This is a genomic window from Micromonospora sp. NPDC005254 (assembly GCF_042872525.1).
Classification (GTDB): domain Bacteria; phylum Actinomycetota; class Actinomycetes; order Mycobacteriales; family Micromonosporaceae; genus Micromonospora.
This window is the reverse complement of sequence record NZ_JBIAKM010000010.1, coordinates 138,304-161,463: the sequence shown is the minus strand read 5'-3', so window position 1 is coordinate 161,463 and position 23,160 is coordinate 138,304. Positions and strand designations below refer to the sequence as shown.

The window sequence follows — 23,160 nt, the reverse complement described above, 5'->3', positions numbered from 1 at the left end:
ATGGCTGTCATATCGGGCGGAAGGCCGGTCGAACCCATGAAACCTCGCCGATCAGGCAAGCCGGGTATTCCCGATTGGACCGGCTAACCCGGTCGTCGCTGCGGTCTCCGGCGCCGCCTTCGGCCGCTCCCCGGCGCTCCTCCCTTCGGAGGGTGCCCGCTCCACCGAACGGTGGGGGCCCACGGTGGTCGTCCGGCGGAGGCGGCATCCGAAAAGCCGCGAACCGGCCCGGGATCAGTGCCGGCCGTTCTCCGCCGGGGTCACGGTCAGTCGGTGCCGCGTGTTGTCGCCGCTGGAGAACGGCCAGAGCCGGTCGGCGTACTCGACCAGATCGGCCAGCTGGGCGCGGCTCAGGCCGGCGGAGGAGATCGAGGCGTGCACGTCGGCCCGGTACCGGCCGTCGTCGTCGCGGCCCAGCTTCGCCTCGGCGCGTACCTGGACCGTGTGCGCCTCGTTCGTGATCTCCCCGGCCGCCTCCACCGCCGCGTGGTGCAGGCAGGACGCGAAGGCCGCGGCCAACAACTGCTCCGGTCTCAGGCCGGTGCAGTGCGCCGCCAGCGGCGACGCCAGCGGCGTGGAGAGCCCACCGTCGTCGGTGCGTACGTGGCCGCCCTCGGCCGTCGCGGTGGCCTCGTGCAGCCAGGAACTGGGGCTCGGCATCGCGTTCCTCCCGTCGCTCCCCGCCCGGCTACCCGGCCGCGAGCGGGCGAAACGCGGGGCCACCCCGGGTTCAGGGCCCGTCGACCATCGACAGGGCCTCGGTGGCCTCCGCGGCGGCCCGCTCGTTCCACGGCGACGTCGCCGCAGGTCGGCGTGGCGTGGGGATCATCATCGGCACGTACACCCGGGCGTCCACGGCCTCGGCCAGCAGCAGCGCGGCGACCAGGCTTGTCGGACGCTGCGCCGGGTCGTCGGCCAGGCAGGAGCGGCACAGCTCGGACACCTCCGGCGGCAGCCCGTCGATCTCGGGCAGCGGCTCCGGAGGTTGGGTCCGACGCTCGGTCAGCAGCTCGGCCGCGTTGCTCGCCCGGTAGGGCAACCGACTGGTCAGGCAGTAGTAGAGCAGCACGCCGAGGGCGTACATGTCGGCCGCCGGGGTGGCCGGTGTGCCGTCGAGCTGCTCGGGCGCCAGGTACGCCGGGGTGCCGAACACCATGCCGTCCGGTATCGGGTCCGCGACCCCGGACGGGGTGGCGATGCCGAAGTCGAGGACCTTCACCCCGACCGGGGTGAGCATGACGTTGGCCGGCTTCACGTCGCGGTGGACGATGCCGCTCGCGTGGGCGGCGGACAGCGCGGCGGCGACCTCGGCGCAGACCCGTACCGAGATGCGCCAGTCCAGTGGACCGGCCCGCAGGTGCGCGGCGAGCGTCTCGCCCTCGGCCAGCTCCATCACGATGTAGGGCGCCCGACGGCCGGGCAGCGTCGAGGAGGTGCCGAAATCGTGCACGCTCGCGACGTTCGGGTGCACGAGCCGCGCCGCGGAGCGGGCCTCCGTGCGGATGCGGTCCACCGTGTCGTGCAGATCCTCCGGGCCGGGCGAGATGAGCTTCACCGCGACCGGCCGGTCCAGCACCCGGTCGTGGGCTCGCCACACCTCGGACATCCCGCCCACGCCGATACGCTGTTCGAGCTGATACCGCCCATCCAGCGTGCGCATCGACCACTCCTCGCCCTCGCCCGCCGACGGCGGGTGCCTCCGAACGCGGTACCCGGGGTCCGAGCTGGGCAAACCGTGCGGTGATCGGGCTTGGCCGATCCCGGCGTACACCGGGGCGGGCCGGTGGCGGGTGCGGTAGCTTGCGAGCCAGGGCTGGGCGCACCGAGCGTGCCGGCACGGTCACCGGGGAGACGCCGCGATGAGCGAGGTCACCGTACGCTTCGTCGGCGGTCCCGCGGACGGCCTGGTCCGCGAGGTTCCGGCCGGGCCGGACGGGGCTCCGCCGCCGCGTTGGATCATGCGGCACCCGGACGGCACCGGCCCGACGCAACCCGGTCCCGACCACCTCTACGAACGCGACCAGCCGGACGGCCTGGGCGGGTGGAGCATGCGGTTCGTGCGGACCGACGCGTACGGGGTGTCCGAGTGAGCACGGGCGAGGGCTGAACGGTGGTCCGGCGGCCCGGCCGCACAGCTGCCACACAGGTGGGGCAGAGGCACGACACAGCGGACACGCCCACGATGGGGGACATGGTCATCCAGGGGCAGACCGTGCCGGGCCGGATCGAGTTGCGCCGCCCCGACGGCGAACCGGTCCGGGTGCTGGTGGTCGACGACGAGGCGACACTGACCGACCTGCTGTCGATGGCGCTGCGCTACGAGGGCTGGCAGGTGCGCAGCGCCGGCAACGGCATGGCGGCACTGAGCGCCGCGCGGCAGTTCCAGCCGGACGCCGTCGTGCTCGACGTCATGCTGCCCGACCTGGACGGCTTCCAGGTGCTGCGCCGGCTGCGCGAGCACGCCCCCACCGTGCCGGTGCTGTTCCTGACCGCCCGCGACGCGGTCGAGGAACGCATCGCCGGGCTGACCGTGGGCGGCGACGACTACGTGACCAAGCCGTTCAGCCTGGAGGAGGTGATCGCCCGGCTGCGCGCGCTGCTGCGCCGCTCCGGCTTCGCGGTCGCCGCCCAGGAGGAGGCGGTGCTGACCGTCGGCGACCTCAGCCTCGACGAGGACAGCCACGAGGTCCGCCGCGCCGGCCAGCTCATCACGCTGACCGCGACCGAGTTCGAGCTGCTGCGCTACCTGATGCGCAACCCGCGCCGGGTGCTCAGCAAGGCGCAGATCCTCGACCGGGTGTGGAACTACGACTTCGGCGGCCAGGCCAACGTGGTGGAGCTGTACATCTCGTACCTGCGCAAGAAGATCGACGCCGGCCGGCCGCCGATGATCCACACGCTGCGCGGCGCGGGCTATGTCCTCAAACCCGCCGACTGACGTACGGCCGCGCCGCCGGCCGCTGCGCACCGCCCGGCGGTGGCTGGCCGGCCGGTCGCTGCGGGCCCGGCTGGTATTCGCCCTGGTGGCACTGCTCGCCCTGGTCAGCGTCGCGATCGGCGGACTCACCACGGTCGCCCTGCGGCACTTCCTGGTCGGCCAGGTCGACAATCAGTTGACGATGGGGGACCGGCCGCGCGCCGACGTGCCGCCGTGGTTCCGCCAGGGCGGCGACCCCGGGTGGCCCGCCACGCCTCCGGGCGCCGTCGGCCCGCCCCCGCCGGAGCCTCCGCGTGGCTTTCCGCCGGGCTCGCTGGCCGTACGCCTCGCCGACGGCGTCACCACGGCGACGAGGAGCACCGAGAGCGGCAGCCTCGCCGACGTCCCCGCCGCGGACGCCGCGCGGCTGGTCGCCCTGCCCACCGACGGTCGGCCGCGCACCGTCACCCTCGGCGAGGGCGACGTCCGGGCGGTGGCGCGGCAGCTACCCAGCGGGGACGTGCTGGCCGTGGCGATCCCGCTCAGCGGCGTACAGGACACCGTCTGGGCGCTGGTCGCCGCGCAGGCTGGGGTGGCCGCCGTCGGGCTGCTCCTCGCCGGTGCAGCCGGCGCGCTGATCGTGCGCGCCACGCTGCGACCGCTGAACCGGGTGGCCGCCACCGCCACCCGGGTCACCGAGCTGCCGCTGGACCGGGGCGAGGTCGCGCTCGCCGTCCGGGTGCCGGCCGGGGACACCGACCCGCGGACCGAGGTCGGCCAGGTCGGCGCGGCGCTCAACCGGATGCTCGGCCACGTCGCCGACGCGCTGTCCGCGCGGCAGGCCAGCGAGACCCGCGTACGCCAGTTCGTCGCCGACGCCAGCCACGAGCTGCGCACCCCCCTCGCGGCGATCCGGGGGTACGCCGAGGTGGCCCGGCGCGGCCGTGACGAGGTGCCCGCCGACGTGGCGCACGCGCTGCGCCGCGTCGAGTCGGAGAGCACCCGGATGACCAGTCTCGTCGACGACCTGCTGCTGCTGGCCCGGCTCGACACCGGCCGGCCGCTCGCCGTGGACCCGGTCGACCTGTCCGCCCTCGTGGTGGACGCGGTCAGCGACGCGCACGTGGCCGGCCCCGAGCACCGCTGGCAGCTCGACCTGCCCGAGGTGGTCATCCGGGTGCCCGGCGACGCCGCCCGCCTGCACCAGGTGGTGGCGAACCTGCTGGCCAACGCCCGCGTGCACACCCCGCCGGGAACGACGGTCACCACCACGCTGGCCGTCGAGGCGGACACCGCCGTGCTCACCGTCGCCGACGACGGGCCGGGGGTGCCGGCGGAGCTGCGACCGGAGATGTTCGAGCGGTTCGCCCGGGGCGACAGCTCCCGGTCGCGGGCGCACGGCAGCACCGGCCTCGGCCTGGCGATCGTGGCGGCCGTGGTGGAGGCCCACCACGGCACGGTCACCGTCGACAGCCGGCCGGGGCGGACCGTGTTCGTCGTCCGCCTGCCGAATCCCACAGCTGACACATAGTCGGCGCACGGGGTCCCGCCAGTCCGGCCGCCGAGGCTGGCCGCATGGACAGAACAGACACCCTGCCGACGACGCCCGCCGAACCGGAGGGGCCGCCGCGCACGACCACGCGCCCCGAGGAACACTCGCCGCCGGCGGGCCGCGCGCCGACCTGGACCCGGCCCGCGCTGGTGGTCCTGCTCCTGGGCACCGGCCTGCTGTACCTCTGGGGCCTGGCCGCCTCCGGCTGGGCCAACTCGTTCTACGCGGCCGCCGTGCAGGCCGGCTCGGTGAGCGGGAAGGCGTTCTTCTACGGCTCGTCGGACGCGGCCAACTCGATCACCGTGGACAAGACGCCCGCCTCGCTGTGGCTGATGGCCCTGTCGGTGCGCGTCTTCGGGCTCAACAGCTGGGCGATGCTCGTTCCGCAGGCGCTCTGCGGGGTCGCCTCCGTCGGCGTGCTGTACGCGAGCGTCAAGCGCTGGTACGGGCCGGTCGCCGGCCTGATCGCCGGTGCGGTCCTCGCCCTCACCCCGGTGGCGACGCTCATGTTCCGCTTCAACAACCCGGACGCGCTGCTCGTGCTGCTGCTGGTCGGCGGCGCGTACGCCACCGTGCGCGCGCTGGAGACGGCCAGCACCCGGTGGATCGTGCTGGCCGGCGTGCTGGTCGGCTTCGGCTTCCTGACCAAGATGCTCCAGGCGTTCCTGCTGGTGCCGGTGTTCGCCGGCGTCTACCTGCTGGCCGCGCCGACCGGGCTGTGGCGGCGGGTGCGGCAACTGCTGCTGGCCGGTCTCGCGGTGGTGGTGTCCGCCGGTTGGTGGGTGGCCGTCGTCGAACTCGTCCCGGCCAGCGCCCGCCCGTACATCGGCGGTTCGCAGGGCAACAGCATCCTGGAGCTGACCCTCGGCTACAACGGCCTCGGCCGGATCACCGGCGACGAGGTGGGCAGCGTCGGCGGCGGTGGTGCCGGGCGGATGGGCGGTGGCGGTGGCCCGTTCTCCGGGCAGACCGGCCTGCTGCGGATGTTCGACGGCGAGGTCGGCGGTCAGATCTCCTGGCTGCTGCCGGCCGCGCTGATCCTGCTGGTCGCGGGCCTGCTGGTGGCCGGGCGGGCCGCGCGTACCGACCGCACCCGGGCCGGCCTGCTGCTGTGGGGCGGTTGGCTGCTGGTCACCGGTCTGATCTTCAGCTTCATGTCCGGGATCTTCCACGCCTACTACACCGTGGCGCTCGCACCGGCCGTCGGCGCGCTGGTCGGCATCGGCGTCACAGTGCTCTGGCGGCAGCGCCGACCGCGGCCGGCCCCGGTCGCCGGCACGCCTGACGAACCGGTGGTGGTGTCCCGATGGCAGCGGTGGCGTCCGCTGGCCGCCACGGTGACGCTCGCCGCCACCCTCGCGGTCACCGTCTGGTGGGCGTGGGTGCTGCTCGGGCGCAGCCCCGACTGGTACCCGTGGCTGCGTACCGCCGTGCTGGTCGCCGGCCTGCTCGGCGCGGCCCTGATCCTGCTGGCCGCCCGACTGCCCCGCTGGCTGGTGCCCGTGGTGCTCGGCGTCGGCGCGGCGGCGGCCCTGGCGGGGCCGGCGGCGTACGCGGCGCAGACCGCCGCGACCCCGCACACCGGCTCGATCCCGAGCGCCGGCCCGGCGGTGGCGGGCGGTTTCGGTCGCGGCGGCTTCCCCGGCGGACGACCGCCCGGCGGCATGGCGTTCCCCGGCGGCGGGCAGTTCCCCGGCGACGGCCGCAACGGCGCTCAGAACGGCGGGCAGTTCCCGGGCTTCCCGGGCGGCGGTCAGCTGCCCGGTGCTCCCGGCGGTGCCCAGCTGCCCGGTGCTCCCGGCGGTGCCCAGCTGCCCGGCGCTCCCGGCGGTGCCCAGGTGCCGGGCTTCCCGGACGGTTTTCCCGGCGGCGGTCAGCTGCCCGGCGCCGGTGGTGGCCGGGAGGGCGGCGGCATGGGCGGTCTGCTCGACGCCCGCGAGCCCAGCGCCGCGCTGCGCGAGCTGCTGGAGCGCGACAGCGACGACTACACCTGGGTGGCGGCCACCATCGGTTCCAACAACGCCTCCGGCTACCAGTTGGCCACCGGTGACCCGGTGATGCCGATCGGCGGGTTCAACGGCAGCGACCCGTCACCGACGCTCGCGCAGTTCCAGCGTCACGTCGCCGAGCACAAGATCCACTATTTCGTGGGTGGCGGCGGCTTCCGGGCCAACGGTGGCAGCTCCGCCGCGCAGGAGATCTCCACCTGGGTCGCGGAGACCTTCACGGCGCAGACCGTGGACGGAGTCACCGTCTACGACCTGAGCACCGGCGCGGACGCGTCGTGACCGCGCTCAGCGGCCCCCGCGCCGCCGTCCAGACCCGGTCCACCACCGCCGGCGCGGTGCTGGACGTGGTGATCCCGGTCTACAACGAGGAGACCGACCTCGGGCCGTGCGTACGTCGGTTGCACGCGCATCTCAGCGAGCACTTCCCGTACCCGTTCCAGATCACCGTCGCCGACAACGCCAGCGTGGACGGCACCCTGGCCGTGGCCCAGGCGCTCGCCGCCGAGCTGCCCGGCGTCGGCGTACGGCACCTGGACGCCAAGGGGCGGGGGCGGGCGCTGTCCGCCGCGTGGTCCGCGTCGTCCGCGCCGGTGCTGGCGTACATGGACGTGGACCTGTCCACCGACCTGGCGGCGCTGCTGCCTCTGGTCGCGCCGCTCATCTCCGGCCACTCCGACCTGGCGATCGGCACCCGGCTGGCGCGCACGTCCCGGGTGGTGCGCGGCGCCAAGCGGGAGGTGATCTCCCGGGCCTACAACCTGCTGCTGCGGGGCGCGCTGGCGGCGCGGTTCTCCGACGCGCAGTGCGGGTTCAAGGCCATCCGCGCGGACGTGGCCGCCGGGCTGCTCCCGCACGTACGCGACACCGGCTGGTTCTTCGACACCGAGCTGCTGGTGCTCGCCCAACGGGCCGGGCTGCGCATCCACGAGGTGCCGGTGGACTGGGTCGACGACCCGGACAGCCGCGTCGACATCGTCGCCACCGCCCTGGCCGACCTGCGGGGGATGGGCCGCCTCGGTCGGGCGCTGGTGACCGGCGCGCTGCCGCTGGCCGAGCTGCGCGCGCAGCTCGGCCGGGCGCCGCTGGCCGCGCCGCCGGCGCAGGTGCCGGTCGGGCTGCCCCGGCAGCTGACCCGGTTCGCCGCCGTTGGGGTGGCCAGCACCCTGGCGTACCTGGTGCTCTTCGTGGCCACCCGGGGTGCGCTCGGGGCGCAGCCGGCGAACCTGCTGGCCCTGCTGGTGACGGCGGTGGCGAACACGGCCGCGAACCGGCGGCTGACGTTCGGCATCACCGGCAGCCGGCACGCCGGTCGCCACCACGCGCAGGGGCTGCTGGCGTTCGCGCTCGGCCTGGCGCTGACCAGCGGGGCGCTGGCGGTGCTGCACGCTCTCGTCGCCGTGCCCGCCCGGCCGGTGGAGCTGGCCGTCCTGGTGGCCGCGAACCTGGCCGCGACCGTGCTGCGCTTCGTGCTGCTGCGCCTCGGCATGCACCACCGGCGGGGCTGAGACAGCCGCCGGTCAGCCGCCCAGCACGTCCGCGAGGACCTCGACGACGCGTCGCGCGTGGCGCCCGTCGGGGTCCTCGTCGGCGTTCGGGTGTCCAGCGCAGCTTCGCAGCGTACCGACGAGGGCCGCTTCCTGTGGCCGGGCTGGGAGTCCTCCGATGTCGCCGCGACGGCGCAGACGAGCAGCGTACGGTGATGGACAAGTCCGGCTTTCTGGGTTAAAAGCCTCACCGCTGCCTCCCCGGGACGCCGGTGTCGAGACGGGCGAGGGGAAGGAGCGGTCGGTGATCCATCTGGCCTACCTGGACGCGGGATCCGGCAGCCTGATCGTGCAGGCCGTCGTCGGCGGGGTGGCCGGCGCCGCGGTCGCCGCCAAGCTCTACTGGCGACGGCTGGTCGACCGGTTTCGTCGGCAGCCCACCGACCAGCGGTAGCGGTCGCCGCGACGATGACGACCTCACCCACCGGGGTACGCCCCGAGCCCGCCTCCTTCCGCGACCCCGCCAACCGGGTGTTCCACGTCGGCGACGAGGTGCTGCGCGGGCTCGACGCCCAGGCCGCCGAGCACTGGCGGACCCTCGCGGCCAGCCCGTTCTTTCCCACGCTCGTCTCGGCGGGCAAGGTCTGCGCCACCGAGGACGCCCCGCCGGCGCTGGTGCCCGCTGCGGCCGGCACCCCGTGGGCGGCGGTGCTGCGCCACGAGCGCATCCCGTTCGTCTCCCACCCGTACGAGTGGTCCTTCGGCATGCTGCGCGACGCCGCGCTGCTGCACCTGGAGATCCTGCGTACCGCCCTCGCCAACGGCTTCACCACCAAGGACGGCTCCGCCTACAACCTGCAGTGGCGCGGCGCGAAGCCGGTCTTCATCGACATCGGCTCCTTCGAGCCGCTGCGCGACGGGGAGCCGTGGGCGGGCTACCGGCAGTTCTGCCAGACCGTGCTCTACCCGCTGCTGCTCACCGCCCACCTGGGCGTGGACTTCCAGCCCTGGCTGCGCGCCCAGGTCGACGGCATCGAGGCCGACCAGCTGCGCCCCCTCTTCGGCGGCGCCCGCCGGCTGCGCCCCGGCGTCCTGGCCCACCTGCACCTGCACGGCGCCATGCAGCAACGCAACGCCGACGCCAGCACCAGCGACGTCAAGGCCCAACTGCGCGCCGCCGGCTACTCCCGGGACCTGCAGGCGGCCACCGTACGCGGCATCGAGAAGCTCGTCCGCCGGCTGGAGCACCGTCCGTCGCGCAGCCACTGGTCGGACTACCAGCGCACCTGCGGCTACTCGGCCCGCGACCGGGTCGCCAAGGAGCAGTTCGTGGTCACCGCGGTGGCCGCCGCCGCCCGCCCGCGCCTGGTGCTCGACCTGGGCGCCAACGACGGCCGGTACGCCCGACTGGCCGCCGGGCACGCCGACTACGTGGTCGCCGTCGAGCAGGACCCGGCCGTGGTCGACGAGCTGTACCGGGCGCTGCGCTCCGAGGGCCAGCAACGGATCCTGCCGCTGGTGGTCGACCTGGCCGACCCGTCGCCCGGTGGCGGCTGGCGCGGCGTCGAGCGCGCCGGCTTCGCGCAGCGGGCGTCGGCGGACGTCGTGCTCGCCCTGGCCCTGGTGCACCACCTGGCGATCGGCCGCAACGTGCCGCTGCCGGAGGTCGTCGACTGGCTGGCCGGGCTGAGCGCGCCCGGCGGCACCGTGGTCGTGGAGTTCATCCACCCGGACGACCCGATGGCCACCCGGCTGCTGGCCAACAAGCCCGACGGCCTCTTCCCGGACTACCGGCGCGACACCTTCGAACGGCTCCTCGCAGCCCGGGGCCGGATCACCGACCGACTGGAACTGCCCTCGGGCACCCGCACGCTCTACCGGGCGGTGATGGGTGGCTGAACCGGCAGTCGCCGACCCGCCGGGACCCGTCGCCGGCCCGCCGACGCCCGGCCGCTGGGACCGGGGCTGGCGCGGCGAGCTGGGCCGGCTGCTGGAGATCGTGGCGCTGGTCGGGCTGGTCGTCACCCAGCCGCTGCTGGACATACTCGGCCGCAGCCCCGACTTCTTCCTCTTCCACCGCGCCGACCCCGGCCAGATCCTGCTGCTGGTCGCCCTGGTGGCCCTCGCGCCCACCGTGCCCGTGGCGCTGCTCGGCGCACTGAGCCGACTGGCCGGCCGCACCGCCCGCGCGCTCACCCACACGACGCTGGTCGGGCTGCTGCTCGCCGCCCTCGCCGTGCAGGTGGGCCGGCACACGACGCCGCTTCGGGGCGTACCCCTGCTGGTGCTTGCCGGTCTGGCCGGTCTGGGCGGCGCGGCCGCGCACCGGCGGTGGCGGTCGCCGGGCAAGGCGATGCGACTGGCCGCCGCCGGGCCGGTGGCCTTCGTGGCGCTGTTCCTGTTCGTCTCGCCCACCTCGGCGGTCGTGCTGCCACGCGGCGACGGCGGCGCGGTCGGCACCGCGCAGGGCGTGGCCGTGCACCCGCCGGTGGTCATGCTGATCCTCGACGAGCTGCCGCTGGTCAGCCTGCTCGGCGGCGACGGCCGGATCGACGCGGCGCGGTTCCCGCACTTCGCCGAGCTGGCCGAAGGCTCGACCTGGTACCGCAACGCCACCGGGGTCAGCGGCTGGACGCCGAACGCGCTGCCGGCGATGCTCACCGGCCGCTACCCGGCGCGGGCGGTCGCGCCGCACTACTCGCAGTACCCGGACAACCTCTTCACCGCCTTCGGCGGCCTGTACGACATCCAGGCCCAGGAGAGCATCACCCGGCTCTGCCCACCCAGCCGGTGCGAGCAGCCCGTCACCCCCGAACAGGGCCTCGGTGTGCTGGTCCGGGAGACCGGCAAGCTGCTCGGCCAGGTCGCCGGGCCGACGAACACCCGCGTCGACCCGGAGGACTCCTACCGGGAGCAGACCCGCGTCGAGGCCGGCCTGGACGCCGCCGAGCCGGTCCCGGCCGACCCGAAGTTCCGCTGGGACAGCCTCGACGACAACCAGCCGGCCCGGTTCACCAGCTTCCTGGCCGGGCTGAAGCCGCAACCCCGACCCGCCCTGCACTTCCTGCACCTGCTGATGCCGCACTCCCCGTGGGCGTACCTGCCGTCCGGCGTCCGCTACGACGCCCCGGAGGACCTGCCCAACGACGGCACGGGCTGGGTCGAGCTGGCCCGCCAGCGTCACCTCGCCCAACTCGGCTACACCGACCGGCTGATCGGGGAGACCCTGCGGACGCTGCGCGCCAGCGGCCTCTACGACCAGGCCCTCGTCGTCGTCACCGCCGACCACGGGGTGAGCTTCCATCCGGGCGCGCAGGGCCGGGGCATGGACGCCATCAAGGCCGCCGCCGGTGAGGTCGCCTGGGTGCCCATGTTCGTCAAGGAGCCCGGGCAGCAGACCGGCCGGGTGGACGACCGCAACTGGGAACACGTCGACCTGCTGCCCACCGTCGCCGACGAAGCCGGCATCCGCCTGCCCTGGCACGTCGACGGCCGCTCCGCCCGGCAGGCTCCCCGCGCCGACGTCACGAAACACTTCTACGACACCCCCGGCGAGGCGGTCACCTTCCCCGGCGGGGTGCCCACCGCGCCGCCGCTGCCGACACCGCACCCCCTGGTGGGCACCGAGGTCCGCGCCGGCCCGCCCGGGGGCAGCGCCCAGGTCGCCGACCTGGCCGCCTTCCGGGCGACCGACCCGGACACCGGCACCCTCCCGGCGCTGGTCTGGGGTGACGTGCCGGACGCGATACCGGACGGCACGTTGCTGGCCGTCGCCGTCAACGGCCGGATCGGCGCGGTGGTCCCGGTGGTGCCGGCCGACCCGGGCGGCCGCCGCTTCGCCGCGCTGCTCACCGACGACCGGCTGTTCCGCGCCGGGACGAATCAGCTCGACGTCTACCAGGTCGCGGCGGACGGTACGCTACGGCGCCTCACGTTGTCCTGATCTCCTGTCCTCCGCTGGCGGGAGGGCGGGTTTCCCGGCTGCTCAGTCGGGAATCGGGTGACGCATACCTCACCGCCGAACCACGGCGGGCAGTGTCCCCCGAGCCGCAATTACGGTAGAAGCGAAGGCAATTCAACGTAGATCTGCCGGCGAAGCGAGGAACCACATGACGGAAGTCAAGCTCGATCACCCCGGCGGGCAGCTGTCGATGCCGGTACATCCCGCGGTCGAGGGCCCCGCTGGCATCGGGGTGAGCAAGCTGCTGAAGGAAACCGGGATGACGACGTACGACCCCGGTTTCGTCAACACCGCAGCGGCCTCATCCGCGATCACCTACATCGATGGCGACGCGGGGATCCTGCGTTACCGGGGATACCCGATCGAGCAGCTGGCCGAGAAGTCCTCCTTCCTGGAGGTCTCGTACCTGCTCATCTACGGTGAGCTGCCCACCGAGCAGCAGCTGACCGAGTTCACCGAGTGGATCCGGCGGCACTCGCTGCTGCACGAGGAGATGCGCCGCTTCTTCGACGGCTTCCCCCGCGACGCGCACCCGATGGCGGTGCTGTCGTCGGCGGTGAGCGCCCTGTCGACCTTCTACCAGGACAGCCTGGACCCGTTCGACTCCGAGCACGTGGAGATCTCCACGGTCCGGCTCATGGCGAAGGTCCCCACCATCGCCTCGTACGCGTACAAGAAGTCCATCGGGCAGCCGCTGCTCTACCCGGACAACTCCCTGGGGTACGTGGACAACCTGCTGCGCATGACCTTCGGCGTGCCGGCGGAGCCGTACGTGGTCGACCCGGTGATGTCGAAGGTGCTGGACATGCTCTTCGTCCTGCACGCCGACCACGAGCAGAACTGCTCCACGTCGACCGTCCGGCTGGTCGGCTCCAGCAACGCCAACCTGTTCGCCTCCGTCTCGGCGGGCGTGAACGCGCTGTTCGGCCCGCTGCACGGCGGTGCCAACCAGGCGGTGCTGGAGATGCTCCAGCAGATCCACGCCGGCGACGGCGACGTCCGGTCCTTCGTCCGCAAGGTCAAGGACAAGCAGGACGGCGTCAAGCTCATGGGCTTCGGCCACCGGGTCTACAAGAACTACGACCCGCGGGCGGCGATCGTCAAGAAGGCCGCGCAGGACGTGCTGGGCCGGATGGCCAAGCCGGACCCGCTGCTGGACATCGCCATGGAGCTGGAGGAGATCGCGCTCGCCGACGACTTCTTCGTCTCCCGCCGGCTCTACCCGAACGTGGACTTCTACACCGGCCTGATCTACAAGGCCATGGGCTTCCCCACGAAGATGTTCACGGTGCTGTTCGCGCTCGGCCGGCTGCCCGGCTGGATCGCCCAGTGGCGCGAGATGATCAACGACCCGGAGACCAAGATCGGCCGTCCGCGGCAGGTCTACGTCGGTGCCGCCGAGCGGGACTACCTCCCCTTCGCCGAGCGCTGACCTCCGCTCTCTCGCACCATCCGCACCACCCGCATCACCCGCAGGCCGCCGACCCGATCCGGGCCGGCGGCCTGCGCCGTACCCACCCGCCCTCTCGCGTGGCGGCCCGGGCGCTTCGGCCGGATCGTTCGGCTCGGCGGTCCGTGGGGCTTCCGCTCACCCTCTCGCTGGTGATCGTTCTACTTCCGCCGGACCTCGCGGCTGGTCCGTGGGGCCTCGGCCGGACCTCGCGGCTGGCCCGTGGGGCTTCGCTGGGCCTCGCGGCTTGGCGCTCTGCGGCCCTTTCGCTGGGCCTTCCGGCTTGCGGGCCGGCCGATCTGCCCCGGCCGGTGGCCCTTCGGTCCGTACCCCGAGTCCCTGGTTCGGCCCCTGTCGAGCTGCCCCACTTATGGGCCGGGCCGGGGCGGGCCGAGGCGGGCCGAGGCGGGCCGGGGCGGGCCGAGGCGTGGCGGGCCGAGGCGGGGCGTGGCGGGCCGGGGCGTGGCGGGGCGGGGGCGTGGTGGGTTTCAAGCGCCCGATCTCCGGCCTGCCCCGCTGACGGATGGCCTCGCGGATTGGTTGGGCTGGACTCACCAATGGTCGGCTCCAGGTCGCCGATATCGCGGTATCAACAGCGCCGGAACACCACAAGGTCGGCGAACTGGAGTCGATCAAGGGGCGGTCCGGGCCCCGGGGCTCCTCGGGTGATGCTGATCCGCGCTTCGGTGACGCTGATCCGCGCTTCCGTGACGCTGATCCGCGCTTCGGCGACGTTCATCGGCGCTTTGGCGATGCTGATCCGCGACTCTCGCTTCCGGCGGCCCGCCCCATATCTGGGGCAGCTCGACAGGGGACGAACAAGGGACCCAGGGGGCCGGGGGACGGACACCGGGCCCGAGGCGGCGCGGGGTGTGGGGCGCGTCGGACGTTGGGTTCAGAAGGCGGAGATGTCCGGGGCTCGCTCGCTGCGGCTCAGCGCGCCGATCAGCGCGGACTGGCCGTGCCGGCGGACGGCCAGGCGGACCAGCAGGTCGCGTACGGGGTCGAAGACCTCCGCCGGGAACTCCGGCGTGGGCACGCCGACGCTGACCGCGAGGTCGTCGGAGTGCACGACGATCTCCAGTTGACGTGTGAGCAGGAAGTCGGCGCGGCGCAGGGCCCAGCCCTGCCACGGGATCGGCACGACGTCGACGGCGGCTCCCCGCGACAGCAGGTCGCTGACCTTCGCCAGCGCCTCGCCGGAGCGGGCGTGCAGGTCCGCCGGGCCGCGGAGCGCGTCGGCCTCGTCCGAGCCCGCGGCGACCGCGTCGGCGTCCGGAGTGCCCTCGGTGACCCAGGCGGCCCGCTCGTAGTGGCTGTCCGCCGACTCCAGCGTGGGCAGGTCGGCGGGCGTCGGCAGCAACTCCGCCGCCCGTACGGCCTGCCGCCCGAGGTGGCACGCCAGGGCGCCCACGGACAGGTGCGGCAGGACGCTCGGGTTCGACCACTGCGCGGACACCTCGGGGCGCCGGATCAGGTCCAGCGCCATGGAGGCGGCGACCGGAAAGGCGGAATCGAGGGCGTCAACAGGACGAGACATCCGCACATTCTGGCAGGCCCGACCGACCTCCGCCGTGATCGACTCGGCCTGGCGGCCGGCGCTGAGCAGCGAAGCCCGGTCACTGCAATGTGATCGACTCGACTTCCAGGAAGTCGCGGTATTCCCGGCACCGGGACACCCCGACTTCAAGGAACCCGAGTCGATCAAGCGCAAGCGGGCCGGAACAGCCCGACCGTCAGCGCAGGCCGGCGGCGGCGAGCAGGTTGCCCTCGGGCAGTGCCGGGAGGGCCCGGCCCTGGGACATGCGCTGCTCGGCGCGTTCGGCCGTGAACGCGGCGTCGTTGGCGATGGCGGCGGCGTAGCTGGCGGCGGTGCGCTGGGCGATGGCCGACCAGCCGTACTGGTCGTGGACCATCCGGCGGGCGCGGCGGGCCATGGCACGGGCCCGCTCGCGGTCGGACAGCAGCGCGTCGACGGCGTCGGCGAGCCCGTCCGGGTCGTGCGGGCGGAACGTCATCCCGGTCGCTCCCGGCTCCACGATCTCGGCGAGACCGCCGGTGGCGGCGACGGCCAGGGGCGCTCCGGCGGCGGCGCCCTCCAGGGCCACCATGCCGAACGGCTCGTAGATGCTCGGCACCGCGAAGCAGTCGGACGCCGCCATCAACGCCGGCAGGTCATTGCCGCCCAGGAAGCCCGGCATGGAGACCATGCCACCGAGGCCGCGGCGGTGCACCTCGGCCTCCAACTCGGCGCGGTACGGACCGTCGCCGGCGATCACCGCGCGCAGCCCGGGGTGCCGCTCGCGCAGCCGGGGGAGGGCGGCGATCAGGTGCTGCACGCCCTTCTCGTACACGAGCCGGCCGGCGAAGGTGACCAGTGGGCCGTCCCCGGCGAACCGGGCCCGTGCCGCGGCCACGTCCCGCGCCGGCACCTTCCAGCGGTGCGACTCGACGCCGTTGGCGACCACGTCGACGCGTCCGGCCGGTACGCCGAACAGCGCGCCCACCTCGTCGCGCATGTAGCCGGAGCAGACGATCACCCGACCGGACTCGCTGCTGAGCCACTGCTCGACACCGTGGATGGTGCGGTTCATCTCCTCGGGCAGCCAGCCCTGGTGCCGGCCCGCCTCGGTCGCGTGGATGGTGCTGACGAGGGGGATGTCCAGGTGGTCGCGCAACGTCATCGCGGTGTGGGCGACGAGCCAGTCGTGGGCGTGGATGACGTCGTAGCTGCCGGCCTGGGTGGCGCGTAGGGCGGTGCGGGTGAGGGTGTGGTTGAAGGCCATGGTCCAGGCGAGCAGGGAGCTGGTGGCGAGGGGGAAGGTGACGGGGTCTTCGGGTGCGCGCAGGATGCGGACGCCGTCGGCGTATTCCTCCAGGGGTGCGCCGTCGGTGTGGCGGGTGACGACGGTGACGTCGTGGCCGGCGGCGGCGAGGGCGACGGAGAGGGCGTGCACGTGTCGGCCGAGGCCGCCGACGAGCACCGGCGGGTACTCCCACGACAGCATGAGGATGCGACGGGTCTGCGGCGGCACCCCGGGGCCGGCATGCGCGGGCACGATCGCGCCGGGCTGCGCGGACGGGCCGGGCTGCGCGGGAAGCTGCGGCCGGGAGGTCAGGGTGGGCCGGTGAGCCCGGTCCTTGGTGGCAGCGAGCTGCTCATCGACCCGCAGGGTCGTCACATCAATCTCCGTCCATGCATGGTGGTGCGCGCCGGCGTCAGTGGCGGCGGAGTGAGAGGTGGAAAGGGTGGCCGAGGGCCGAGTGAGGTCGCGCGCGGGACGCGTGCCCCCCGACAAGCAAAAGGCATCGGGCCCCGGAACGCACCTTTAAAGCGTCCATGGTGACGGAGGACACCTGAGGGTGTAGCGCGCATCAGACAGGTGGATTCCGGTCGTCGCCTGAAAGGATGGATTGGCGCACCGGGGGGCAGGGCAATACCGGCGTGCGCGCGGGCGGGCTGTCGTCGGCGCGCTCGTGGCGCGGTGCGCACATGACCATGGTCTGAAGGAGCGACATGCAGGTCTGGCCGGGCGAGCGGTATCCCCTGGGCGCCACCTACGACGGGATGGGCACCAACTTCGCCATCTTCTCCGAGGTGGCCGAGCGGATCGAACTCTGCCTCTTCGACGAGTGGGACACCGGCGCCGAGCGCCGCGTCGAGCTGCGCGAGGTGGACGCCTACGTCTGGCACGCGTACCTGCCGGGCATCGAGCCGGGGCAGCGCTACGGCTACCGGGTGTACGGGCCGTACGACCCGGCGAACGGGCTGCGCTGCAACCCGCACAAGCTGCTGCTCGACCCGTACGCCAAGGCCATCGACGGTGACGTGACGTGGGACCCGGCGGTGTACGACTACGACATGGCCGACCCGGAGCGGATGAACGAGAGCGACTCGGCGCCGTTCATGCCGAAGTCGGTGGTGGTCAACCCGTACTTCGACTGGGGCAACGACAAGCCGCCGCGTACGCCGTACCACCACTCGGTGATCTACGAGGCGCACGTGCGCGGGCTGACCATGCGCCACCCGGACATCCCGGAGGAGCTGCGCGGCACGTACGCGGGCATCGCCTCCCCGCCGATGATCGAGCACCTGACCCGGCTCGGGGTGACGGCGATCGAGCTGATGCCGGTGCACGAGTTCGTGCACGACCACCGCCTCGTCGACCTGGGCCTGCGCAACTACTGGGGTTACAACACGATCGGCTTCTTCGCCCCGCACCACGGCTACTCGGCGCTGGGCCACCTCGGGCAGCAGGTGCAGGAGTTCCGGGGCATGGTCAAGGCGCTGCACGCGGCGGGCATCGAGGTCATCCTCGACGTGGTCTACAACCACACCGCCGAGGGCAACCACCTCGGGCCGACGCTGAGCTTCAAGGGCGTGGACGCGCCCAGCTACTACCGGCTCAGCGAGGAGGACCGGCGCTACTTCGTCGACTACACGGGCACCGGCAACAGTCTCAACGTCCGCAGCCCGCACTCGCTGCAACTGATCATGGATTCGCTGCGGTACTGGGTGACCGAGATGCACGTCGACGGCTTCCGGTTCGACCTGGCGGCCACCCTGGCCCGCGAGTTCTACGAGGTGGACCGGCTCTCGACCTTCTTCGAGGTGGTCCAGCAGGACCCGGTGGTCAGCCAGGTCAAGCTGATCGCCGAGCCGTGGGACGTCGGCCCCGGCGGCTACCAGGTGGGCAACTTCCCGCCGTTGTGGACCGAGTGGAACGGCAAGTACCGCGACACGGTGCGGGACTTCTGGCGCGGCGAGCCGGCCACCCTCGCCGAGTTCGCGTCGCGGATCTCCGGCTCGGCCGACCTCTACCAGGACGACGGCCGCCGCCCGTTCCACAGCATCAACTTCGTCACCGTCCACGACGGGTTCACGCTCACCGACCTGGTGTCGTACAACGACAAGCACAACGAGGCCAACGGCGAGGAGAACCGGGACGGCGAGAGCCACAACCGGTCCTGGAACTGCGGCGTGGAGGGCGACACCGACGACGACGGGGTGCTCGCCCTGCGGGCCAAGCAGCGGCGCAACTTCCTGGCCACCCTGATGCTCTCGCAGGGCGTGCCGATGATCGGCCACGGCGACGAGCTGGGCCGCACCCAGCACGGCAACAACAACGCCTACTGCCAGGACAGCGAGCTGGCCTGGATCGACTGGGACAACGTCGACGAACAGCTGCTGGACTTCGTCCGTACGCTCACCGAGTTCCGCAAGCGGCACCAGGTGTTCCGCCGCCGCCGGTTCTTCACCGGTCTGCCGGTGGGTGGGCGCGGCACCGACGAGCCGCTGCCCGACCTGGCCTGGCACACCCCCGACGGGCGGGAGATGACCGGCGAGGACTGGGGCAACGACTTCGGCCGCTCGGTGGCGCTGTTCGTCAACGGTGAGGGCATCCGCGAGCGCGGCCAGTACGGCCAGAAACACCACGACGCCTCGTTCCTGCTCTGCTTCAACGCCCACGACGCGCCGCTGGACTTCACGATGCCCGGCAGCGAGTACGGCCAGAAGTGGGAACGGGTGATCAGCACTGCCGAACCCGAGCCCGACGACGCCACGGTGATCAGCGCGGGCGGCACCATCCGGGTGCCGGACCGCTCCCTGGTGGTGCTGGAAAGGACGATCTGACATGGCCGCCACCCCTCCGCAGGCCACCTACCGCGTCCAGGTCCGTCTCGGCTACGACCTGGACGCCACCGCCGGCATCCTCGACTACCTCGCCGACCTGGGCGTCAGCCACCTCTACAGCGCCCCCCTGCTGGCCGCGACGCCCGGTTCCGCGCACGGCTACGACGTGGTCGACCACCGCACGGTCAACCCGGAGCTGGGCGGTGAGGCCGCCCGGCAGCGGCTGCTGCGGGCACTGCGCGAGAAGCGGCTCGGCCTGGTCGTCGACATCGTGCCCAACCACGCCGGGGTCGCCGTGCCGCCGGCCAACCCGGCCTGGTGGGACGTGCTGCGCCGGGGGCGCGACTCGTCGTACGCCGACTGGTTCGACATCGACTGGGACCGGGGCCGGCTGCTGCTGCCGGTCCTGGCTGACGATCCGGCCGCCCTGGACGACCTCAAGGTCGTCGACGGCGAGCTGCGCTACCACGAGCACCGCTTTCCGGTCGCCGACGGCACCGGCGACGGCAGCGCCCGCGAGGTGCACGATCGGCAGCACTACGAGCTGATCTCCTGGCGGCGCGGGGACGCCGAGCTGACGTACCGCCGGTTCTTCGCCATCGCGGGCCTGGCGGGCCTGCGCGTGGAGGACCCGGCGGTGTTCGCCGCCACCCACGAGCTGATCCTGCGCTGGGCCGCCGCGGGCGAGGTCGACGGCATCCGCGTCGACCACCCGGACGGCCTGCGCGACCCCGCCGGCTACCTCGCCCGGCTGCGCGAGGCCGCGCCGGACGCCTGGCTCGTGGTGGAGAAGATCCTGGAGTACGGCGAGGAGCTGCCGGACTGGCCGGTGGACGGTACCACCGGCTACGACGCCCTTGCCGCGGTCAACGGCCTGTTCATCGACCCGGACGCCGAGGGCGACTTCACGGCGCTGGACACCCGCCTCGCCGGGCACCACACCTCGTGGCAGGACCTGACCCACACCACGAAGCTGGCCGCCGCCACCACGCTGCTCGCCGCCGAGCTGACCCGCCTCGCCGCGCTCGCCCCCGAGGTGCCGACCGAGCAGGCCCGCGCCGCGCTCGCCGAGCTGGCCGCTGCCTTCCCGGTCTACCGCGGCTACCCACCACACGGCGCCCGCTACCTGGCCGCCGCCCGCTCCGAGGCCGGCCGCCGCCGCCCCGACCTGACCGGCGCCCTGGACGCGGTCACCCGCCGGCTGCGCGACCCCGACGACGAGCTGGCGATGCGTTTCCCGCAGCTCACCGGCGCGGTGATGGCCAAGGGCGTGGAGGACACCGCGTTCTACCGCTGGACCCGGTTCGTGGCCCTCAACGAGGTCGGCGGCAGCCCCGCCCACTTCGGCGTGCCACCGGCGGAGTTCCACCGCTTCGCCGCCGCCCGGCAGGTCCGCTGGCCCGCCAGCATGACCACCCTCTCCACCCACGACACGAAGCGCGGCGAGGACGTCCGCGCCCGCCTCGCCGTGCTCAGCGAGCTGCCGGACCGCTGGGCCGAGCAGGTCACGACCTGGATGGAGTACGCGCCGCTGCCCGACCCGTCGTTCGCCCACCTGCTCTGGCAGACCGCCGTCGGCGCGTGGCCGATCGAGCGGGAGCGGCTGCACGCGTACGCCGAGAAGGCCGCCCGGGAGGCCGCGGCCTCGACCAGTTGGGCGGACCCGGACCCGGGCTTCGAGCAGGCCATGCACGCGGTCATCGACCGGATGTACGACGACCCGAGCCTGCACGACGAGCTGACCGAACTCGCCGCCGCCATCACCCCGGCCGGCTGGTGCAACTCGCTCGGGCAGAAGCTGATCCAGCTCACCATGCCCGGCGTGCCGGACACCTACCAGGGCACCGAACTGTGGGACAACTCCCTCGTCGACCCGGACAATCGCCGGCCGGTCGACTTCGACGTACGCCGGGAGATGCTGGCGCGGCTCGACGGCGGCTGGCGTCCCCCGGTCGACACCGACGGCGCGGCGAAGCTGCTCGTGGTGTCGCGGACGCTGCGGTTGCGGCGGGCGCACCCGGAGCTGTTCACCGGCTACCGGCCGGTGCCGGCGCACGGGCCGGCCGGTCGGCACGTGGTGGCGTTCGACCGGGGCGGCGCGATCGCCGTGGCGACCCGCCTGCCGTTGGGTCTGGCGCGCGCCGGCGGCTGGCGCGACACAGCCCTGTCGCTTGGTGTTAACGAGGTGAAGGACCTGTTCACCGGCCGGGTCTACAGTGGCGGGGAGACGTCGCTGGACAATCTTCTGGCCGACTATCCCGTCGCTCTGCTGGCTCCTCTCCCCGCTGCCGAGGAGGCCGTTTGATGACCGAGTTTTCCGTCTGGGCGCCGGACGCCACGCGGGTGCGGCTGCGCCTGGCCCGCGACACCGACCACGAGATGCGCGCCGCCGCCGACGGCTGGTGGCAGGTCGAGGTGCCCGACGCCGGCCTCGACTACTCCTTTCTGCTGAACGACGACGAAACCCCACTGCCCGACCCCCGCTCGCCGTGGCAGCCTGCGGGGGTGCACGGGCCGAGCCGCCGCTACGACCACTCCGCCTTCGAGTGGTCCGACAGCGCGTGGACGGGCCGGCAACTGCCCGGCAGCATCCTGTACGAGCTGCACATCGGCACCTTCACCCCGGAGGGCACCTTCGACGCGGCCATCGACCGCCTCGACCACCTGGTGAACCTCGGTGTCGACCTGATCGAACTGCTCCCGGTCAACGCCTTCAACGGCGAACACAACTGGGGGTACGACGGCGTCTGCTGGTTTGCCCCGCACCAGCCCTACGGCGGTCCCGACGGCCTGAAACGGTTCGTCGACGCCGCCCACGCTCGCGGGTTGGGGGTGATCCTCGACGTTGTCTACAACCATTTCGGGCCCTCCGGGGCCTACGCGCCGCGGTTCGGGCCCTACCTCGCCGAGCAGAGCAACACCTGGGGGCGCTCGGTCAACCTCGACGGCCCGCACTCCGACGAGGTACGCCGCTACATCATCGACAGCGTGCTCATGTGGCTGCGCGACTACCACATCGACGGCCTCCGCCTGGACGCCGTGCACGCCCTGCCGGACACCCGGGCGATCCCGCTGCTCGAAGAGCTGGCCATCGAGGTCGAGTCGCTGTCGACGCACCTGGGCCGGCCGCTGTCGCTGATCGCCGAATCCGACCTCAACGATCCACGGCTGATCACCCCTCGGGAGGCTGGCGGGTACGGGCTGCACGCCCAGTGGAACGACGACGCCCACCACGCGCTGCACACGTTGCTGACGGGGGAGCGGCAGGGGTACTACGGGGACTTCGGGTCCCTGGAGACGCTGTCGGACGTGCTGACCGGTGGCTTCTTCCACGCCGGCACCTGGTCCAGCTTCCGTAACCGTCACCACGGGCGGGCTCTGGATTCCCGCATCCCCGGTCATCGGCTGGTCGCCTACCTCCAGAACCACGACCAGATCGGGAACCGGGCGACCGGGGATCGGATCTCGGCTTCTCTCTCGCCCGCGCTGCTGCGGGTCGGCGCCACGTTGCTGCTGACCGCGCCGTTCACTCCGATGCTGTTCATGGGGGAGGAGTGGGCGGCCTCTACGCCGTGGCAGTTCTTCACCTCGCACCCTGAGCCGGAGCTGGCTACCGCCGTGGCCCTTGGGCGGCGGCGTGAGTTTGCCGCGCACGGGTGGGCTGAGGGGGACGTGCCCGATCCGCAGGACCCGGAGACGTTCGTACGGTCGCGGTTGGACTGGGCCGAGCTGGACAAGCCTGAGCATGCTTCGATGCTGGCGTTCTACCAGCGGTTGATCGGGTTGCGGCGGTCGGTGGCTGACCTGTCGGATCCTCGGATGCACGAGGTGTCGGTGCAGCACGGGGACCAGTACCTGCTGATGCGGCGGGGGGAGACGTTGGTGGTCGCCAACTTCGCTGGGCGGGGGCAGGGGGTGTCGTTGCCTGGTGTGGCGCGGCGGGTGCTGCTGGCTACGGGTGAGGGGGTCACGGTGATGCGTGATCGGATCGAGCTGCCGGCGGAGACTGCGGCGATCGTGGCGCTCTGACCAACACCCCCATCCAATAAGCCGTCGCAGCGGATGGTTTGCTAGCCCCGCTACGGCCCTACCCCTCTTCCAAATTTAACCACCCGTCCTTGATGGCTAGATAGTCGAGCCCCGGCATTGAAG

Annotated in this window: 16 protein-coding genes; 12 read left to right on the top strand and 4 right to left on the bottom strand. The window is 73.0% G+C overall.

Annotated elements, in window-relative coordinates:
* Nucleotides 1–234 precede the first annotated feature (234 nt).
* Both ACFYPR_RS27745 and ACFYPR_RS27740 read right to left on the bottom strand, forming a co-directional pair.
* Nucleotides 235–660 carry an OsmC family protein gene (locus ACFYPR_RS27745; protein WP_266241740.1) on the bottom strand — a complete coding sequence of 142 codons (426 nt, stop codon included), beginning with the start codon at nt 658–660 and terminating at the stop codon, nt 235–237.
* Nucleotides 661–730: 70 nt separating this feature from the next.
* The gene (locus ACFYPR_RS27740) at nt 731–1,660 is read right to left on the bottom strand and encodes a serine/threonine-protein kinase (protein WP_354861664.1); all 930 of its coding nucleotides are present in this window, start codon (nt 1,658–1,660) and stop codon (nt 731–733) included.
* A gap of 199 nt (nt 1,661–1,859) precedes the next feature.
* Here ACFYPR_RS27740 and ACFYPR_RS27735 point away from each other — a divergent pair, with 199 nt between their 5' ends.
* The 9 genes from ACFYPR_RS27735 to ACFYPR_RS27695 all read left to right on the top strand — a co-directional run bounded on the left by ACFYPR_RS27735 (nt 1,860) and on the right by ACFYPR_RS27695 (nt 13,355).
* Nucleotides 1,860–2,090: a hypothetical protein gene (locus ACFYPR_RS27735; protein ID WP_363940219.1), complete on the top strand. Its 231-nt coding sequence runs from the start codon at nt 1,860–1,862 to the stop codon at nt 2,088–2,090.
* 101 nt (nt 2,091–2,191) lie between these two features.
* Nucleotides 2,192–2,938 carry a response regulator transcription factor gene (locus tag ACFYPR_RS27730; RefSeq protein ID WP_234588622.1) on the top strand — a complete coding sequence of 249 codons (747 nt, stop codon included), beginning with the start codon at nt 2,192–2,194 and terminating at the stop codon, nt 2,936–2,938.
* A gap of 43 nt (nt 2,939–2,981) precedes the next feature.
* Nucleotides 2,982–4,448 (top strand): HAMP domain-containing sensor histidine kinase, encoded by a 1,467-nt coding sequence (locus ACFYPR_RS27725; protein ID WP_355069019.1) that lies wholly within the window; start codon nt 2,982–2,984, stop codon nt 4,446–4,448.
* Between the two features lie 44 nt (nt 4,449–4,492).
* Nucleotides 4,493–6,757 (top strand): ArnT family glycosyltransferase, encoded by a 2,265-nt coding sequence (locus ACFYPR_RS27720; RefSeq protein WP_387263281.1) that lies wholly within the window; start codon nt 4,493–4,495, stop codon nt 6,755–6,757.
* The gene (locus ACFYPR_RS27715) at nt 6,754–7,983 is read left to right on the top strand and encodes a glycosyltransferase (protein ID WP_387263278.1); all 1,230 of its coding nucleotides are present in this window, start codon (nt 6,754–6,756) and stop codon (nt 7,981–7,983) included. The genes ACFYPR_RS27720 and ACFYPR_RS27715 overlap by 4 nt, the downstream gene beginning before the upstream one ends.
* Nucleotides 7,984–8,266: 283 nt before the next feature.
* Nucleotides 8,267–8,416, top strand: coding sequence for a hypothetical protein (locus tag ACFYPR_RS27710; protein WP_007459587.1), 150 nt, complete (start codon nt 8,267–8,269; stop codon nt 8,414–8,416).
* A gap of 14 nt (nt 8,417–8,430) precedes the next feature.
* Nucleotides 8,431–9,861: a class I SAM-dependent methyltransferase gene (locus tag ACFYPR_RS27705; RefSeq protein ID WP_354862870.1), complete on the top strand. Its 1,431-nt coding sequence runs from the start codon at nt 8,431–8,433 to the stop codon at nt 9,859–9,861.
* Complete coding sequence (locus tag ACFYPR_RS27700; protein WP_387263275.1) at nt 9,854–11,905, top strand: sulfatase-like hydrolase/transferase; 2,052 nt, start codon at nt 9,854–9,856, stop codon at nt 11,903–11,905. The genes ACFYPR_RS27705 and ACFYPR_RS27700 overlap by 8 nt, the downstream gene beginning before the upstream one ends.
* 166 nt (nt 11,906–12,071) lie before the next feature.
* The gene (locus ACFYPR_RS27695) at nt 12,072–13,355 is read left to right on the top strand and encodes a citrate synthase (protein ID WP_354862874.1); all 1,284 of its coding nucleotides are present in this window, start codon (nt 12,072–12,074) and stop codon (nt 13,353–13,355) included.
* A gap of 913 nt (nt 13,356–14,268) precedes the next feature.
* Here ACFYPR_RS27695 and ACFYPR_RS27690 read toward each other — a convergent pair.
* A complete protein-coding gene (locus ACFYPR_RS27690) occupies nt 14,269–14,913 on the bottom strand; it encodes a maleylpyruvate isomerase N-terminal domain-containing protein (protein ID WP_387263272.1) in 645 nt (214 codons plus the stop codon).
* A gap of 196 nt (nt 14,914–15,109) precedes the next feature.
* A complete protein-coding gene (locus ACFYPR_RS27685) occupies nt 15,110–16,555 on the bottom strand; it encodes a glycosyltransferase family 4 protein (RefSeq protein WP_387263270.1) in 1,446 nt (481 codons plus the stop codon).
* Between the two features lie 335 nt (nt 16,556–16,890).
* Here ACFYPR_RS27685 and glgX point away from each other — a divergent pair, with 335 nt between their 5' ends.
* The 3 genes from glgX to treZ are packed head-to-tail and all read left to right on the top strand — an operon-like array spanning nt 16,891 to nt 23,037.
* The gene (glgX, locus tag ACFYPR_RS27680) at nt 16,891–19,008 is read left to right on the top strand and encodes a glycogen debranching protein GlgX (protein WP_355067231.1); all 2,118 of its coding nucleotides are present in this window, start codon (nt 16,891–16,893) and stop codon (nt 19,006–19,008) included.
* 1 nt (nt 19,009) lies between these two features.
* Nucleotides 19,010–21,313: a malto-oligosyltrehalose synthase gene (gene treY, locus ACFYPR_RS27675; protein WP_387263265.1), complete on the top strand. Its 2,304-nt coding sequence runs from the start codon at nt 19,010–19,012 to the stop codon at nt 21,311–21,313.
* Nucleotides 21,313–23,037 carry a malto-oligosyltrehalose trehalohydrolase gene (gene treZ / locus ACFYPR_RS27670; protein WP_387263262.1) on the top strand — a complete coding sequence of 575 codons (1,725 nt, stop codon included), beginning with the start codon at nt 21,313–21,315 and terminating at the stop codon, nt 23,035–23,037. Before treY ends, treZ begins: the two co-directional genes overlap by 1 nt.
* Nucleotides 23,038–23,160: the final 123 nt, after the last annotated feature.

What these genes read in the sequence shown, in the direction of transcription:
- ACFYPR_RS27745 (WP_266241740.1), bottom strand. Translation starts at nt 660, where the DNA reads ATGCCGAGCCCCAGTTCCTGGCTGCACGAGGCCACCGCGACGGCCGAG.
- ACFYPR_RS27740 (WP_354861664.1), bottom strand. Translation starts at nt 1,660, where the DNA reads ATGCGCACGCTGGATGGGCGGTATCAGCTCGAACAGCGTATCGGCGTG.
- ACFYPR_RS27735 (WP_363940219.1), top strand. Translation starts at nt 1,860, where the DNA reads ATGAGCGAGGTCACCGTACGCTTCGTCGGCGGTCCCGCGGACGGCCTG.
- ACFYPR_RS27730 (WP_234588622.1), top strand. Translation starts at nt 2,192, where the DNA reads ATGGTCATCCAGGGGCAGACCGTGCCGGGCCGGATCGAGTTGCGCCGC.
- ACFYPR_RS27720 (WP_387263281.1), top strand. Translation starts at nt 4,493, where the DNA reads ATGGACAGAACAGACACCCTGCCGACGACGCCCGCCGAACCGGAGGGG.
- ACFYPR_RS27705 (WP_354862870.1), top strand. Translation starts at nt 8,431, where the DNA reads ATGACGACCTCACCCACCGGGGTACGCCCCGAGCCCGCCTCCTTCCGC.
- ACFYPR_RS27695 (WP_354862874.1), top strand. Translation starts at nt 12,072, where the DNA reads ATGACGGAAGTCAAGCTCGATCACCCCGGCGGGCAGCTGTCGATGCCG.
- ACFYPR_RS27690 (WP_387263272.1), bottom strand. Translation starts at nt 14,913, where the DNA reads ATGTCTCGTCCTGTTGACGCCCTCGATTCCGCCTTTCCGGTCGCCGCC.
- glgX (WP_355067231.1), top strand. Translation starts at nt 16,891, where the DNA reads ATGCAGGTCTGGCCGGGCGAGCGGTATCCCCTGGGCGCCACCTACGAC.
- treY (WP_387263265.1), top strand. Translation starts at nt 19,010, where the DNA reads ATGGCCGCCACCCCTCCGCAGGCCACCTACCGCGTCCAGGTCCGTCTC.
- treZ (WP_387263262.1), top strand. Translation starts at nt 21,313, where the DNA reads ATGACCGAGTTTTCCGTCTGGGCGCCGGACGCCACGCGGGTGCGGCTG.